The organism is Pseudomonas sp. K8, from assembly GCF_014889455.1.
In the GTDB taxonomy this organism is placed as follows: domain Bacteria; phylum Pseudomonadota; class Gammaproteobacteria; order Pseudomonadales; family Pseudomonadaceae; genus Aquipseudomonas; species Aquipseudomonas veronii.
The window spans coordinates 1-14,104 of sequence record NZ_VJWO01000023.1; the positions used below are offsets into that span (position 1 = coordinate 1).

10 protein-coding genes are annotated in these 14,104 nt (G+C 54.9%); 6 read left to right on the forward strand and 4 right to left on the reverse strand.

Annotated elements, in window-relative coordinates; translation table 11 throughout:
- Window positions 1–164 precede the first annotated feature (164 nt).
- On the forward strand, window positions 165–383 hold the full coding sequence (locus INT12_RS16730; RefSeq protein ID WP_193039923.1) for an antitoxin Xre/MbcA/ParS toxin-binding domain-containing protein: 219 nt from the start codon (window positions 165–167) through the stop codon (window positions 381–383).
- Window positions 384–627: 244 nt separating this feature from the next.
- Here the strand turns inward: INT12_RS16730 and INT12_RS16735 are convergent, their stop codons facing one another.
- On the reverse strand, window positions 628–1,005 hold the full coding sequence (locus tag INT12_RS16735; protein ID WP_226926224.1) for a hypothetical protein: 378 nt from the start codon (window positions 1,003–1,005) through the stop codon (window positions 628–630).
- Between the two features lie 192 nt (window positions 1,006–1,197).
- Between INT12_RS16735 and INT12_RS16740 the strand changes: the two genes are divergently transcribed.
- From INT12_RS16740 to INT12_RS16755, 4 genes are all read left to right on the forward strand, one after another.
- Window positions 1,198–3,318, forward strand: a complete 2,121-nt coding sequence (locus INT12_RS16740) for an ATP-dependent nuclease (RefSeq protein ID WP_226926225.1) — start codon at window positions 1,198–1,200, stop codon at window positions 3,316–3,318.
- The gene (locus INT12_RS16745) at window positions 3,315–5,318 is read left to right on the forward strand and encodes a UvrD-helicase domain-containing protein (RefSeq protein ID WP_193039924.1); all 2,004 of its coding nucleotides are present in this window, start codon (window positions 3,315–3,317) and stop codon (window positions 5,316–5,318) included. Before INT12_RS16740 ends, INT12_RS16745 begins: the two co-directional genes overlap by 4 nt.
- Window positions 5,319–5,365: 47 nt before the next feature.
- Window positions 5,366–5,653 carry a hypothetical protein gene (locus INT12_RS16750; RefSeq protein ID WP_193039925.1) on the forward strand — a complete coding sequence of 96 codons (288 nt, stop codon included), beginning with the start codon at window positions 5,366–5,368 and terminating at the stop codon, window positions 5,651–5,653.
- Between the two features lie 245 nt (window positions 5,654–5,898).
- The gene (locus INT12_RS16755; protein WP_193039926.1) at window positions 5,899–7,533 is read left to right on the forward strand and encodes an RNA repair transcriptional activator RtcR family protein; all 1,635 of its coding nucleotides are present in this window, start codon (window positions 5,899–5,901) and stop codon (window positions 7,531–7,533) included.
- A gap of 131 nt (window positions 7,534–7,664) precedes the next feature.
- On the opposite strand, the gene INT12_RS16760 is transcribed toward INT12_RS16755, so the two are convergent.
- The gene (locus tag INT12_RS16760) at window positions 7,665–8,720 is read right to left on the reverse strand and encodes a hypothetical protein (RefSeq protein ID WP_193039927.1); all 1,056 of its coding nucleotides are present in this window, start codon (window positions 8,718–8,720) and stop codon (window positions 7,665–7,667) included.
- 1,973 nt (window positions 8,721–10,693) lie between these two features.
- Between INT12_RS16760 and INT12_RS16765 the strand changes: the two genes are divergently transcribed.
- Window positions 10,694–12,088: a hypothetical protein gene (locus tag INT12_RS16765; protein WP_090208683.1), complete on the forward strand. Its 1,395-nt coding sequence runs from the start codon at window positions 10,694–10,696 to the stop codon at window positions 12,086–12,088.
- A gap of 229 nt (window positions 12,089–12,317) precedes the next feature.
- Here INT12_RS16765 and INT12_RS16770 read toward each other — a convergent pair whose 3' ends face one another.
- Both INT12_RS16770 and INT12_RS16775 read right to left on the reverse strand, forming a co-directional pair.
- Window positions 12,318–13,286: a hypothetical protein gene (locus INT12_RS16770; RefSeq protein ID WP_193039928.1), complete on the reverse strand. Its 969-nt coding sequence runs from the start codon at window positions 13,284–13,286 to the stop codon at window positions 12,318–12,320.
- Window positions 13,277–13,906, reverse strand: coding sequence for a hypothetical protein (locus INT12_RS16775; protein ID WP_193039929.1), 630 nt, complete (start codon window positions 13,904–13,906; stop codon window positions 13,277–13,279). The genes INT12_RS16770 and INT12_RS16775 overlap by 10 nt, the downstream gene beginning before the upstream one ends.
- Window positions 13,907–14,104: the final 198 nt, after the last annotated feature.

Genomic DNA, 14,104 nt, shown 5'->3' on the forward strand with positions numbered 1-14,104 from the left:
GGGATATCAGTCATTTTTTGATGCACCGATACAACTGGATTCGACCGCACCAATTTAATGGTGGGCTGCCACCGGCTCAGGCCGAGAAAAAACTTAACGTCGTGTCCGGGATTAGTTGACCACTACAGTGTAGTCTAGGATAAGACCGCAGAAGGAGCGTACTCATGTGCACTTTGCCCCCCGATCAACAGGCCCGTTATTTGGAAGTGCTCGACGCCGCGAAGCGCTTGTATGGCGACGATATCGACGCAGCCATGCACTGGATGTCACGTCCGGTAAAAGCATTTGGCGGCAAAGTTCCTGCCGCTATGATCGCAACCAGGCTGGAAGCGGATACGGCCATCGAGTTTATCAGGCGTTTGGAGCATGGGTTTGTGGCCTGATTGTCGTCAAGCAGCGCTCTCGAGGCGTGTCAGATGTCGAGCCTCATTCTGCTCAGGGCTGCCAAGTCAGCCACACCCTAATGATGCAAACCTGTTTTTTATACTGTAAACCACGAAGGTTTACAGTATGGAAAACTGGTTTACACCCCACCTCCATACGCCCACCGGGCCAATTGGCCGTGCGCCTTCTCAGACGCCCTAGGTGAGGTTAGTTCTTTCTCGATCTATGCTGATTGCGGGGCGTCTAGGCGTCTCTCAGCAACTTTTCTAACGGGGCCTGCTCCCAAGTGCTCAACAGCTCCACAGGGTCTGTACTGTACGACTGCAGCGAGTCGAAAACGTAGGCGCGCCCCTCCGGGCTGTAGCAGCTGTCGCAATAGTCGAGCATGTCGCAATCGTTGTAGAACGTGAGCACCCAGCCATCGGCTTCAACGGTCATCTGACCGCAGTAGATCTCAGACCAAGACTGTCCGCCCAAACGACGCATGGTGCGAACCCCTAGGGCGATGTCCCACAGGATTTGATAGGCCTCGCGAGCCGTCAGTGGTTTGCTGCCAAACGAAAAGTTCCTACACGTATTGACGCTTTCGGCCTGATCGAAACCGGCCTGGGCCGACAGCATGGTAAATGAAACTTGGCGTCTTGCGCGGGCTACGCCGCCATCAATTTGGGCCGCACTGATACTCGCAGCGGCTATACGCCCACGCGAGTATGCCGAATGACCACGCTTCGGCAGCAATCGGGTGAATCGTCTAGCACCAATGGATTTTTCATGGCATATAGCTAGCACATCCAGGGAGGGATGGTGTCGGCCATGTTGACGCTCAGCAATTCTCTCCTGACCACTGAACCAGGTGAGGGCAACGTTGTGTATCTCTCGGCTTTGATAATCGAAAATTTCCGCCAGTTCGGCCAAGGCAGTCATGCGTTGAACATTCAGTTCAATGAAGGCGTGACTGCACTCGTAGGTGAAAACGACGCGGGGAAAACCGCAGTCATTGATGCGATTCGCTACGTTCTGCAGACACGTGATGCTGAGTATCTCAGGCTGCAGATCGAGGACTTTCACATCGCCAACGATGGCACCCAGGCGGAGGTCATCACCCTCAGGTGTACGCTGGAAGGACTGACCCCTACCGAACTTGGCGCTTTCGCTGAATACGTGACCTACAAAGGTGGCGTTGGGAGGCTATACGTTCACTGGTCGGCTCGCCGCATCGTCGCCTCTGCCTCAACCCGTAAATGGGTCGACATCTCGGTTCGCTCTGGTGAAAACGGAGAAGGCCCGTCTTTGGACGTGGGTGTCCGACAACTACTGGCCACCGCATACTTAAAACCGCTGCGCGACGCAGAGCGTGAGATGTCCCTGGGCAGAAACTCACGCCTGTCTCAAGTACTGAGCAGCTTCCCGAATATTGACGCCGGCAGCGCATTCGATCCGGCGGCGCTCCCCGCCGACCTCGCTAACGCTGAAGCCCTCAGTATTGCTGGCATGGGCGACTATCTTCGCCACCTGGTGAACAGCCATGGCGCAATTATCTCCGCGCAGAAGGAAATCAACGACACCTACCTGCGTCCGCTGTCGCTTGCTGGCCAGCCGCTGACGAGTCGCATTGGTTTCGGTGAGGCGGGAACGGATCCAGCCAAACTCAAACAGATCCTGGAGCGTTTGGAGCTGGGGCTGTTGGATCACGCCACAGGTGAAGCCCGCGGCGTTTATGGGCTGGGCTCGAACAACGTGCTGTTCATGGCCTGTGAGCTACTGCTGCTCGGTAAAGAGCCCGACGGACTTCCGTTGCTCCTCATCGAAGAGCCAGAAGCACACCTACATCCTCAGCGCCAGCTCCAGTTGATGGAGTTTCTTGAGGCTGCGGCTCAGCCAGCTACAGGCTTGAGGCCGGTTCAAGTCATATTGACCACGCACAGCCCCAACCTGAGCTCGAAAATTCCGTTGCAGAACCTAGTTCTGATGCAGCGGCAGCAGGCGTTCTCTCTCGCGGAAGATCAAACCTGCCTTGCTCCTGACGACTATCGCTTCCTCAGCCGTTTCCTGGACGTTACCAAAGCGGGTCTGTTCTTCGCCAAGGGGCTGCTGGTCGTAGAAGGCGATGCCGAGTCCATTCTACTGCCGTCGCTCGCTCGGCGACTTGGCAAAGATCTCACCAAGCATGGTGTATCGATCATCAACGTGGGAGGCGTCGGCCTGCGCCGGTATTCGAAAATCCTGCAGCGAAAAGACACCTCCAAAGGGGAAATATCCGTGCCTACCGCCTGCATTACGGACATGGACGTGATGCCGGATTGTGCACCCGAGATTTTGAGCCTGAAGGGAGTAAAAGGAGCTGTATGGCCTGACAAAGCCGATCGACGCTGGCGCGCGATGAAAGACTTCGGTGCCACTGCACCTGACCTTGAAAAAGGCCTCAAGGAGCACCGCGACAAGCGAGCAGAAAGCGATGGGCAATGCGTGCGCACGTTCGTTGCTGATCACTGGACGCTTGAGTACGACCTGGCGTTCAAGGGGCTTTCAAAGGAAGTCCACCACGCCGCATACTTGGCCATCAATGAGGAAAAAATCGATGAAGGTAAGGAGACCAAGGTCACGCTGCTGAAGAAAGCGCAAACAGCCTTCGACAAGATCCAGACCACCTATGCCACTGAGGATGCTCGGTGTTCCGCGATCTACAAACTGTTTAAAAGGGCTTCTAAAGCGATCGCAGCGCAGCACCTGATCGACTTGATCGACGAGCGATTTGAAGCCAGTACCCTGGACGCCACGACTCTGCGGGGGCTACTGCCTACTTATGTTGTGCACGCGATCGAGTACGCAACGGGTGGTGCCGCACTGAGCACAACCTCCAGCCCGGCTCATCCCCTCCTGGTGCCGACAGCACCGGAAGGCTCTGCTGATCCGCTGGAACAGGTCTCCGAATGATGCTTAGCCAACTGGTTGCCCCCATCACTGATGCCGATGTGGACTGGGTCATCAATCTTATGGGGCTGGAAGCGCTGGACGAGCCACGCCGCGGTTTCTTGAAATCCATGGATACCATTGATGTTGCGGCTTGCCCGGGGAGCGGCAAGACAACCCTGGTCGTGGCGAAATTGGCCATCCTGGCTCGCCATTGGAAGAGCCGTATGCAGGGTATCTGTGTGCTCTCGCACACCAACGCGGCTCGGGAAGAGATTGAGAAGCGCCTCGGCGGTACCGAGGTAGGTCAACGCCTGTTGCGCTTCCCTCACTGTATCGACACCATCCATGGTTTCACCGTCCGATTCTTAGCCTCACCGTGGTTGCGCTCGAAAGGTATCGCACTGCAGGCCATTGACGATGAGCTGACTCACAAAGCACGCCGAAGGGCGCTGACGAACAGCGAGCATTTCGGTGCGAAGGCTGCCTTCGAGGTGAAACATAAAAATCTCCACAGCTTGCGAGTCTGGTCTGCCGATTTCGATCATCCGCTCGGGGATGTAGATATTGGTTTCGCGCCACACACCGCCACTTACAAGAGTGTGGTGAAATCCCTGAGTGGCGCTGCCAAGGCCGGTTACTTCTGCTTCGATGAGGTGTTTGTGCTGGGTCACGCTTTACTCGACCAAGAGCCGGCTGTGGGCGGCGCATTGCGCCTCCGATTCCCGTGCGTTTTGATCGATGAGATGCAGGACACTCAACCTGACCAGGCCGCTGTGCTGCAGCGCGTTTTTCCTCACGATGATCCAGACGTTCGGGTCATCCGCGTCGGCGACCCAAACCAAGAAATTTTCGAGAAGAAGACGCCACTGTCCGACCCGTTCCCTGACCCAAAGCGTCAGTTGGAGATCGCCAGCAGCTTCCGCTTTGATCAGGCCATTGCATCGATTGCCAATCCGTTTGCCTATGTCCCGATCACGAATGGCTTGAAAGGTCTACGGGCTGAAGGGGAACCCAACACTGTCCCTAACACGATCATCGTCTTTCCGGACAAGGATGCGACCGGAGTGCTAGACGAATTCGGCAAGCTGGTGCTGAAACATCTACCGGCGGATATCCGCCAAAAGGGTGTGTTCGCGGTTGGCGCTGTGCATCGGCTTGAAAACTTCAAACCAAATCAATACCCGAAGGCCTTGGAGCATTATTGGTCATCCTATCGGTCTGACACGACCAAAACATCGTTCAACCCCCGCACGTTCGCGGAGGGCGCGCATGTGGCACGCCGCTATGCGATGAAGGAGCCCACGGCCAATTCGGCCGTTGAGCTGCTGGCTTTGTGCCTGATCAACCTCGGTGAGCTGGCTTTCCCTCGTAGCCTGGTTCAGATGCGAGGTCGGCACCAAGCCGCTGTGCGTGAGAAATTTACGACCAAGCCCGAAGCCTTCGCTCGGTACCGCGAGTGTCTCCAGCAGATGCTGTTTGTGCCGTCCGAAATCACGCAGCAGGACTGGGTTAAGGTCATCGCACCGAAACTCATGACTCTTGCTGCCGCGCTCTATGATTCTGAGGGTGTTGCAGCTGAACTTTTAGGCCGCCAGTACCTTGCCTTCGAGCCTGCTCCGGTTGCCACCGAAACCGGAGAGACAGGGGGATCCCTTGTAAACACCTATCGATTCCAGGATGTCTCCGCCGGCGTGGATATCCGGATGTCATCCATTCACTCGGAAAAGGGCAAGACACACGCAGCGACGATAATTTTGGAGACCTTCAGGGGCAGCCACTTCATCCAGAAACTCATGCCATGTCTTGAGGGCAAAAAAGCAGCTGCTAAGAGGCCTCAGGACACAGCGAAGAAAGACATGATGCTAATGTATGTCGGGATGACCCGTCCGTCGCACATGCTGTGCTTGGCCATACGCCAGAGCTCATTGGGGGAGGGCGCTACTGGTGAAAAACGCAAGGCTGCGCTTGAGAAAGCTGGCTGGTCGATTCTGGAGCTTCCGGCGCCAGCGCCTGTCCCGTAGTCGCCGACTGCCACTCGCGGACATTAAAACCAGATGCATTGTCATGAATGACCAACAGCAAGGACGCAGCAACAATGAAACCCGAGATGTCAGAGTTTTCCTACGGCTTCGCCTTCACCAACGAGCTCATCACGGTGCCTGGCGCTCATGTCGTGGCTGCCCCCGAGGTTCCTTCACTGCAGAAAGAAGGAAAACCGGGTGGTGGCTACGACGTCAAGATCCCTTTCGGATCGCCACTGTTTCTGCAGTTTAAGCTGAGCCATGGCCTAGCGGGCTTTCTCCGCGGCCTGACTGGAGCCAGGCCTGCTAATAATGACCTGCAGCAGCAAGGATAAGCGTTGATGAGGGTAGGGGGCTGGCTAAGGTGGTTTCTGCCAATAAACAGAGAATCAACATTCAGTAAATTCATGGCCCACTTGCCAGCGGCCGGCGGTCGCATGGGTGAAGTGTAGAGGTGCCTGTCAGCTTGGCCGACGCCGAGACTTGCTTAGCCTGCCAATCGCGAGAAAACGCTACGAAGCTCGCTTCTCGGCATGCTTAACTTCAACCGCACCAGCCTCAGGGATAATCAGGGCGGTATATGTCCACTTCGATCATGATTTCGTTTCTCAGCACCTCGCTGGACGGTGGTAGCACCGACCGGCGCCGCACCGCGTGGCGTCCAAACGCCGGGATAGCACTGGCAAGCGAGCCAAAGATCGACCGACTGGTTCTTCTATACGAAAAAGGAGATGAAGCCTTGGCGACCCTCGTTGCCGAGGACGCTAAGAGCATGCGCGACGGCTTTGATGTTCAGTTGATGGAGACCGCCCCAAGCTCGTCAAACATAAGCGCGACCTATATGAGGGTGCTTCGCCTCGGTGATGTTCTCCAGTTTGACCCTGCAGTGCAGTACTACCTGAACATAACCACCTGCACGCCAATCCAGCAGATTTGCTTCTGCACGATTGCCCAGTCCCGCCGATGGCCAGTGAAACTCGTGCAGTGCCTGAATGCAAAGACCGAAGACCTGGCTTCCATGGTGCAAGTCATCGATTTGGATCTCTCGCGTTACGACGTCATCCTCAACCAGTATCCAATGGGGAACGCTGAGGGGATCAACCTGCTCAAGGACAACATAGCAACGCGAAATATTGCCTACAACGAGATGATCGAAGACATCCAGGGGACTGTACTGAGGTCGCGCCACCCAATTTTATTGAGGGGCGCTGAAGGTGCCGGAAAAACTGCCATGGCGCGTCGGCTGCATGAGCTCAAAGCACGCACCGCGTTGCTCACCGACCGATTTGTCGAGGTGAACTGCATGGCCTTGAAGGGTATGTCCGCGATGCCTGCGATGTCCGCGCTCTTTGGCCATAAAGGCAAGGCACTCCTTGGCGTCACCGGCGCCCCGAAAAGTGAGCTCCAACTTTCAAACAACGACATGTTGTTCCTCGACAACATTGATGAGCTTGGACTGCCTGAGCAGGCGATGCTGTTGCAAGCAATGGAGGATCGGGTCTATACCCCGCTGGGCTCCGGTAAACCTGTAAAGTGCGACTTCCAGCTGATTGCTGCGACCAATAAGGATCTTGAGGGGATGGTCAGGAACGGTCAGTTCCGAGCCGACCTTCTGGCTCGGCTCTCAACCTGGGAATTCAGGCTTCCGTCTCTGCAGGAGCGACCGGAAGATATAGAGCCAAACCTCGTGTACGAGCTAAAGAGATCGACAAACACACTTCCTCATATACAGCGGTTTTCAGCAAAGGCCCTAAGGCAGTACCTTGCATTCGCATTGTCAAACGAGGCACCTTGGCTGGCGAATTTTCGAGACCTTTCCGCCTCCGTGGAGCGAATGATTACGCGCTCCGTTAGCGAAATCATCTCAGAAGAGGTTGTTGGCGCAGAGATCACAACGCTTCGAGCCAAATGGTCTTCGCTGGGCTTCAATGATCACGTACGCCTCGGACGGAAGGGATCACCGAGCCCAGTCACTGGCGCTACGGATAATTACGTTGCCATACTTCTACCTGACCATAACCTTAACTTGTTCGAGCAAAATCAGCTGGACTTCGTGATCCGTGTAGCTATGAACTGCCCAAGCTACGCAGAGCTCTCCAGGCGGCTCTACGGGGACGATCTCGGTATCAACCCGGCCCAGAAATCGCGCTCCTACCTGCTGGGCTATGGACTGAGCCTCGATATGATCAAGGAAAAACTCGGTTCAGCAAGCTGAAACACCGGCAACGTCTGGTTACACGGAAAAACAGAGTTCAAGTCCATGCGTGAAAGGAGGGCTGTTGAATGGAGCAACGCTGATATCGAGGAGCGGCGTCTTCGGATTCATGATTCCGCCCAAAACCTGCCCTAAACATTAGCACTCCGTATCGCCATCACAGTTCCAAGAATACAGTACTTATCTTCAACCCAGCCGACCTTGCTAACCAGTAGAATGCTAGCCAATCTACTTTGATCACAAAGCAAAGTGGATCGTGCCAACTTGGATGTCGCCTCCCTTAAGTCAAATACAAAACTGATTCCGATTGCCCTAAACTTGCATGTGCTCTGCATGAGGTTTTGGTCGGTTTTTCTGGGTAGGACGTCATCGAACACATGGTCACCATGAAAGCAGATCAGATCTCCCGAATGCACAGTTCCAATCACTGAGGCTTGCCGATCGGTTGGATAGATAATCCTCAAAGAACGCAACCCCAAGAGCTCGAATAGAATTTCGAACATGTATGAGTGCAGAGTCAAGCCACCAAGGCCTTGGTAGGGGGAGGGGGCGCCACAGGCCCAGACTGGAAACCCCTCGTTGTCACAAAGGTCTTTCGAGAAGACAGAGTGGAAGCTTGGCAGTTGCTGTAGATCAACACTAGGTTTCACGACTTCACAAAGGCCCGTCAGGTTGAAGTACCACCAGTTGACCTCGCCAGGCTTTCTCTCAGCCTGCTTGATTGAGATCAAATCCGGTTCGTCGTAGTACACCTCCCAGGCTTTTTTTGCAGCAACTAGCCACTCAGGTGCCGGTAGGCTTCTACTGGCGTGTGTGGTAAGTCGCGTGCTCTGCGCCTCGATCTGATGATATATGCAGAGAATCGCAAGGTTTTTTGCAGAAGGAAGCTCGCCGGCAGCCAACGGGTTGATGCTGTGAGCGACGATGGGTTGATCTGGCACCCTGCAAATGCAGCACATGCTGTGGTTGACATCCAATACCTCAATCAGCTCCTTAATAGGGATCGATGGGGACTGGATGTCCTGCAAGGACTGCCTGATTTCGGGGCTGAGGCCGAGGTGCATCAGTTCCCAATCGCTTCGTTGGCGCAGTTTGTGAGGTGTCCAGCCATCGGCCTGAAGGGCCTCAGCCAGCATGGAGTCCATACCAAAGGCGAAGAGCTCAAGTACGGCGAGGGTTCTTTTCATAGCGTCGACCGCTGGATACGTAATACAGATGAGTATGCATCATCACCGCATGACGGACACATGCCGAGAGGGCCTGATGGACGTACCCTTGTCGCGTGGCTGCCCAGACTCCTCCTTGAAAATGGTCGATAGCTCAAACGTTGGCGAGGCCTCCTGAAAGGCTCTTTTTGAAAAGAGGAGCGGTTTAGTCGGTCGAGATACGACTGGTTGCTTCACCCCTGAAGAATTAGCCGAAGCCTGATGGAGTTAGAACGACGAAGGGCGGGGTATCTGGCGTGGAGCATGCCACTGAAAAATCAAACTTAACTCAACTAAATAGCCATTTAGTTGAGTTAGGCTTCGAAGCAACAACTCAAACATAGCGAAGCGGGGCGGAATATAGCAAATAGCGAGCTCTCTAACGCTAGAAGACAGAACTGGCTTGCCAGCAAGAATTATATTGATCTTTATGATGTTAGTTCGCCGCGTCCTGCCTTTATAGCCTTTTTGTAAGTTTTGCTCAAGCAGCTTTTAACTCTAAAAGCCTCATACCATGCAGCATACCTAGACAACTTGACGATCCAGACACCCAAGCCTGATGTAATGGGCTTGACAGCGTCGGCTTGCGCCTTAGTGTCGCTCAGGCACAGGGCGTGCGAGGACGCTGCCACAGCGATGCCGCCACATCAAAACCGCTCCGGCTGGCTCAAGCGGGCAATACCTGTTTGTCGGGAAACGGATTCTTTTTGGGCGAGCGTTTCAATAAGTTGTGGTTTTGCGAACGCAGTCCTGAGCGGACGCAACTTTTGATGCAGTAGGCATTCGGATCGCATTGAGCTTTCCCTGGCGACAACTGGTATGAGGATGCTCAATCTGTAGGCCAAATTGAGGCGTGGTGCCCATCGACGGGACAAGCACGTTGAAACGTCGTATCAACGGCTGGGGCTGGCAAGCCGCATGTTGAACAACAAGCTGACGGGCCCCTAGGCTAGAAATGATTGGCCGCACTTTGAACGTCAATCAGGTCAGTGAAGATTAGAAATGGATGCGGTGCTTCGATTTGCACCAGTAAAGACTTGAAATGGAGAATGATCTGCCAAACCGCATCAGCATTGAGCGCTAACATCACGCTCTAGAGGATTTTTGTGATTAGGCCAGCGAAGATTTGAAATGGAGGAAGAAGCTTCAGGTCATGTCAGTAAAAATCAGAAATGGCTTAGGTAGCGGGATTTCGACCGTTTAGTTTCCGTTTTATATGAATCTTCAGTTCCGAGTACTGGAGACTCTATGAGCCAGAGCTTCAAATCTGACCGAGAGAGCCCCCAGCTCCGTATAGGACGGTTCGCATAATGTATATTATGTTAAATCATGTGCCAGGTTAGGAAGCCGCGGATTTGTCACCAGCCCCCGAAAACCAGACTTTGCTTGAATTGACCATACACCCATCGAATCAACCCGTTACGTTCCATCTCTCCAGTACCTCCTCAGCTTCACCGGCCCCACCACCCCTGATCGCCCGGTTTGAAAACCATAATCCAGCAGCTAGAGATCCCATCCGAAATTCTATCCTCTAGTTCAGTCAACGCTCTCGATCTACGGTTGAAACTGAAGCTTCACTGAGCTGCGCCGACGATTGGCAGAGTTTAGTCTTCTACTGTCATACCGGTGGTTTGCTCGACAATCGGCACCTGCACTCAAGTCAGCCCCAAGCCTAACCACAATTGATCCCTGTGCCTCAGCGGCCTAAATGTGATTCCGCATTCGCCAGCATCCCTCGGCGTCTACAATTTACATCCATGCGCAGGCACTCCACGGCCGAGTGCTGGCGTCCCTGCAGCTTGGGCCAGGCTGCCAGATTAGATCGCTTGCAGGCAGCCGCAGCCGGTGACCCGACCACGTTGCGTGCCTAGTGGCCGCAGCGTGTTTACGGCCACCGCCACGATTAGGGCTGTCCTTCAACAGACGCTCAACCGACGGATGAGGAGCTTTGCGCCATGATGAAGTCAGCGCGGACATCGATTAAGAACCCAGCGCGCAAACCACGTCCTAAGCCTGCGTCGAGCCAGCCGTGCGAATCGCCAGAGCCAGCCGACCCCACGGATTCCTTCGTGCCGTATCCGTTGTTTCCGCCCATTGTGCTCCTAACCGACCACCAAGGCCTGGAGCGTCCAATCAATAACGACGTCCGCGTACGGCTCGGTACCCTAGACCCCGCACTGGAAGCATTCCAAGCCTGGCGCCTCGGCATCGACTTTCTGGCCAAGCAGTGCCAACGGCCGGAATTCACCCCCAGGCACTACAAGATCATGTGTCCAGTGCTCGAAACGATGATGCATTGGAGCTGGTCTGTTCGGCACAAGCCGATACAAGAATGGCGAGAAACGGATGCTAGGGAGTTCATGCACTTCGTCATGCGCCTACCTATGTCATGGATTTCGAGGACTGGCGGAACGCGTTACCTGCTGAAGACCAAGACGGAATTCGCTGTTAAGCCAATTAATGGCAATTGGCGTCCGATAGTCAGAAAGCAGCTGGCGGACAATTCCGCGTCGACTTTCGCACTCGGAACTGACCAGCACCGCAGTATCTTCCTGCACGGTGGGAGGGATTTTTTCGACTACCTATGCGCCCTGCGAATTACAACTCTAATTAATCCGTTCGGTGCCCTAAAGCCTAGAGATTTCGAGGTTCGCCAAGGGATAGCCCGGCCGACTTTCACACCGGCACAACTGGCTGATCTGATGTCTACAGCCACGTCATTGGCCCAGAACGATAATCAGTGGCAGCCATGGCTCCTCGTCGCGGCCGTGGCCATCTACTCTGACGTTCCACTGCGTGCGCTGGGGTCAACATCGGCCCTTAAATTGCGGTTTTCAAGCTTCAAAGCCGACGAGGCCGGCTCCCCAAAGGCAAGCACAGGGCAAACCTCACCGGTCTGGTTTGAGAGTCCTCACTACCCTCGCCTGCGCTATCCGCTGGCTTCTGAGTTCGCTGCCTATTTCCGCCGATATGCCAAGTTCAGGCACAGCCAGAATTCGGATCTTTCCCCGCAAAGCCTGCTTCTGCCTTTGATAGATGGTAGTGGTGGTTACGCGAGTCCTACCATGTTCGAGCTATTCAGCAGATTCACGACCGCCATTTTGATGCGTCTGCAGCAAAGTCCGCTCGCGGAGAACGCCGATTGGCGTGGTTGCGCGCGGTTTCAGCCCGGTGCATCAATCACGTTCCTCGAGCTGAGGAAGTCGGCGAAGGCGGCTGGATGGGTGCCGAGCGCAGTGCGTATTGATGAGCTACATCAAGATGAATCTATTTGGCCAGATATTGGAATCCGAAAGCATCTGCCGGCGTCTCAGTGGCTACGCAAGCATGCAAGTGGGCCGTCGCTCTGACGGCGATCATGCACCACCGGTGACATCACACCCAGGAACACCTAGCTGGGCACGGCCTGCGGCACGGCTGTCGTGAACCAAGCCCCGACTGAATCGGGGTCTTGGCCCTGCGGGCTTCCATCCTCGTGCCTACGGCCAAAGGCCTGCGCGCTCCGCTTGCAACTGCCCTCCCCGGCATTAATGGCAGCGTCGAGCATCGCGTTTCGTTGACGGCAACCGGATTAATAGCTCACGCGGCTATCAGCAAAATTTCCCGCGCCTCGGTCGCATGCTGAAGCAGCCCAGGATGCTTCACTTCAAGCTCAATGAGATCAGCTTGATAGGTCAGAGACGGCGTCATCTGTGTTCCGTCCTGCAGGAAACGAGTCAGACCCGCGAATTGCTCATGAGTGACCGTTGACGCAACACTGCGATCGTTGGACAAAGCGTTTACCCGTGAAGCGTTGAGGCTGGCGATGTCGGTGGCAAGCTCCGTCAGGCTTTGTCGGGCGTACTTGTGAGAACCGGCCTTCAACTGAACGTGGGACATCATCAAGCCAAGGTTTACCAATCGGTTTTGCAGTAATGAAATCTGATCGAAGAGCACGACGTTACTGGTGGCATTCCGCGAATGCCGTTCCAGGAGAAGCCTGGTGAACTGATACTGTTCATTGAACGATCCAATCAATGGCCTGAGCTGCGGAACATCACCTTCCTCGCAGAACTGCATTGCGGTGACTAGCAGGCCCCGAAAGCGAGCCTCATCAGCGAGTAGATTCCGTTCGTGCCCCTCACTCACCAACTGCCATGTATGTGTGATCGTTTTTGATTGCTCGTCTATTTTTTGGCTGATTTTATCGAGTTTTTTGCAAACGATGACAAAGCCTGCAGTTGTCACTGCGAGGTTGAGGCCGCTCATTACGAGATTGGCCGACTGCAGACCCTGAAGCACATTCAAGCTCTGCTGCACCTGATCCATGCCGGTTTGGAGCGACCCCAGGCCACTTGATAGGGTGGACTGCAGGCTCTGTAGGCTCTCTTGGACATGCCCTGAGTCGCCCGGAAAAAGGAGGTGCCCGACGATCTGGCCAGCCTTCTCGGTTCCCTTTGAGTGTCGGACTACGCCACCCCAAAGCGTGTAATCTCCGCTATGCAGTTTGGCCAGGACATCTGGGATATCAGGCAAGGAGCGTACAAGCGCGTCAACGTTTACAAACATGCTTTCAGTTTCTCCGTGTAGGCTTCGAAGTCCTGGTCGTAACGTGCGCGCCGCAGCTTGGCGATTTGCAGCACGGCAGGAATGGTGATCCGGAACGCCGGCGACGAAGCCTGGTAAATCGCGAGTCCTGCGGCTCCGATAGCAAGCGGCGCTGCCACCATTGAGAGCACCCGGCCTCCTAATGCGCTGGCAAAGCCCGCCCCGCCACCAGTAGCAGCCATACCGCCCAGGCTACCGGCAGACAACATCAGCGTTTTCACCATTTCATTTATGTAGCCAGCGAGATTGCCGCCGCTCAGATAGTCCTTGAGCGCTTCGTCTCCCATGTATTTGTCCATGGCCTGGCGGATGATGATTTCCTCAATGGCGAAAATGTCATCTTGCGCGGAGGGTTTTCCGTCCAGCTTTTTGGCGACATCTGTCGCAAGCTCGAGGTAGTCGATGCTCTCCGTTCGAAATGCGGAGGCAATGGTGTTGCTTCCGAACGCACGAATTTCCTTTTCAAGCAGGCCTGAAATAGATTGCAAGCGGCCCTGCACCTTCCGGGTCATGATGGTTGCCTTCGCGTCGCTGTCGAGGGCTACCCTGCCCTTGCCATTGTCGGTGATCAGGTCGGCCAAGACTTCCAGATCCGCTGTTGCGGCACGCGATAAGAGATCGGATATCGACCGGTCTCTTGGAACAACTGACTCCATGTATCCCCCTGTAAGCATTCCTGAAGTGGCGGATCATCAACGCAATGATTGCCTATGGCCAGTACGGGCGTACTGATTTTAGCCACAAGATCCACGCGTGTCTTCCCGCTGGAGAATCAGGCT

Excerpts from the sequence above, each read along its gene's own strand:
- INT12_RS16730 (WP_193039923.1), top strand. The coding sequence starts at position 165 with ATGTGCACTTTGCCCCCCGATCAACAGGCCCGTTATTTGGAAGTGCTC.
- INT12_RS16735 (WP_226926224.1), bottom strand. The coding sequence starts at position 1,005 with ATGCTGTCGGCCCAGGCCGGTTTCGATCAGGCCGAAAGCGTCAATACG.
- INT12_RS16740 (WP_226926225.1), top strand. The coding sequence starts at position 1,198 with ATGTTGACGCTCAGCAATTCTCTCCTGACCACTGAACCAGGTGAGGGC.
- INT12_RS16745 (WP_193039924.1), top strand. The coding sequence starts at position 3,315 with ATGATGCTTAGCCAACTGGTTGCCCCCATCACTGATGCCGATGTGGAC.
- INT12_RS16750 (WP_193039925.1), top strand. The coding sequence starts at position 5,366 with ATGACCAACAGCAAGGACGCAGCAACAATGAAACCCGAGATGTCAGAG.
- INT12_RS16755 (WP_193039926.1), top strand. The coding sequence starts at position 5,899 with ATGTCCACTTCGATCATGATTTCGTTTCTCAGCACCTCGCTGGACGGT.
- INT12_RS16760 (WP_193039927.1), bottom strand. The coding sequence starts at position 8,720 with ATGAAAAGAACCCTCGCCGTACTTGAGCTCTTCGCCTTTGGTATGGAC.
- INT12_RS16765 (WP_090208683.1), top strand. The coding sequence starts at position 10,694 with ATGATGAAGTCAGCGCGGACATCGATTAAGAACCCAGCGCGCAAACCA.
- INT12_RS16770 (WP_193039928.1), bottom strand. The coding sequence starts at position 13,286 with ATGTTTGTAAACGTTGACGCGCTTGTACGCTCCTTGCCTGATATCCCA.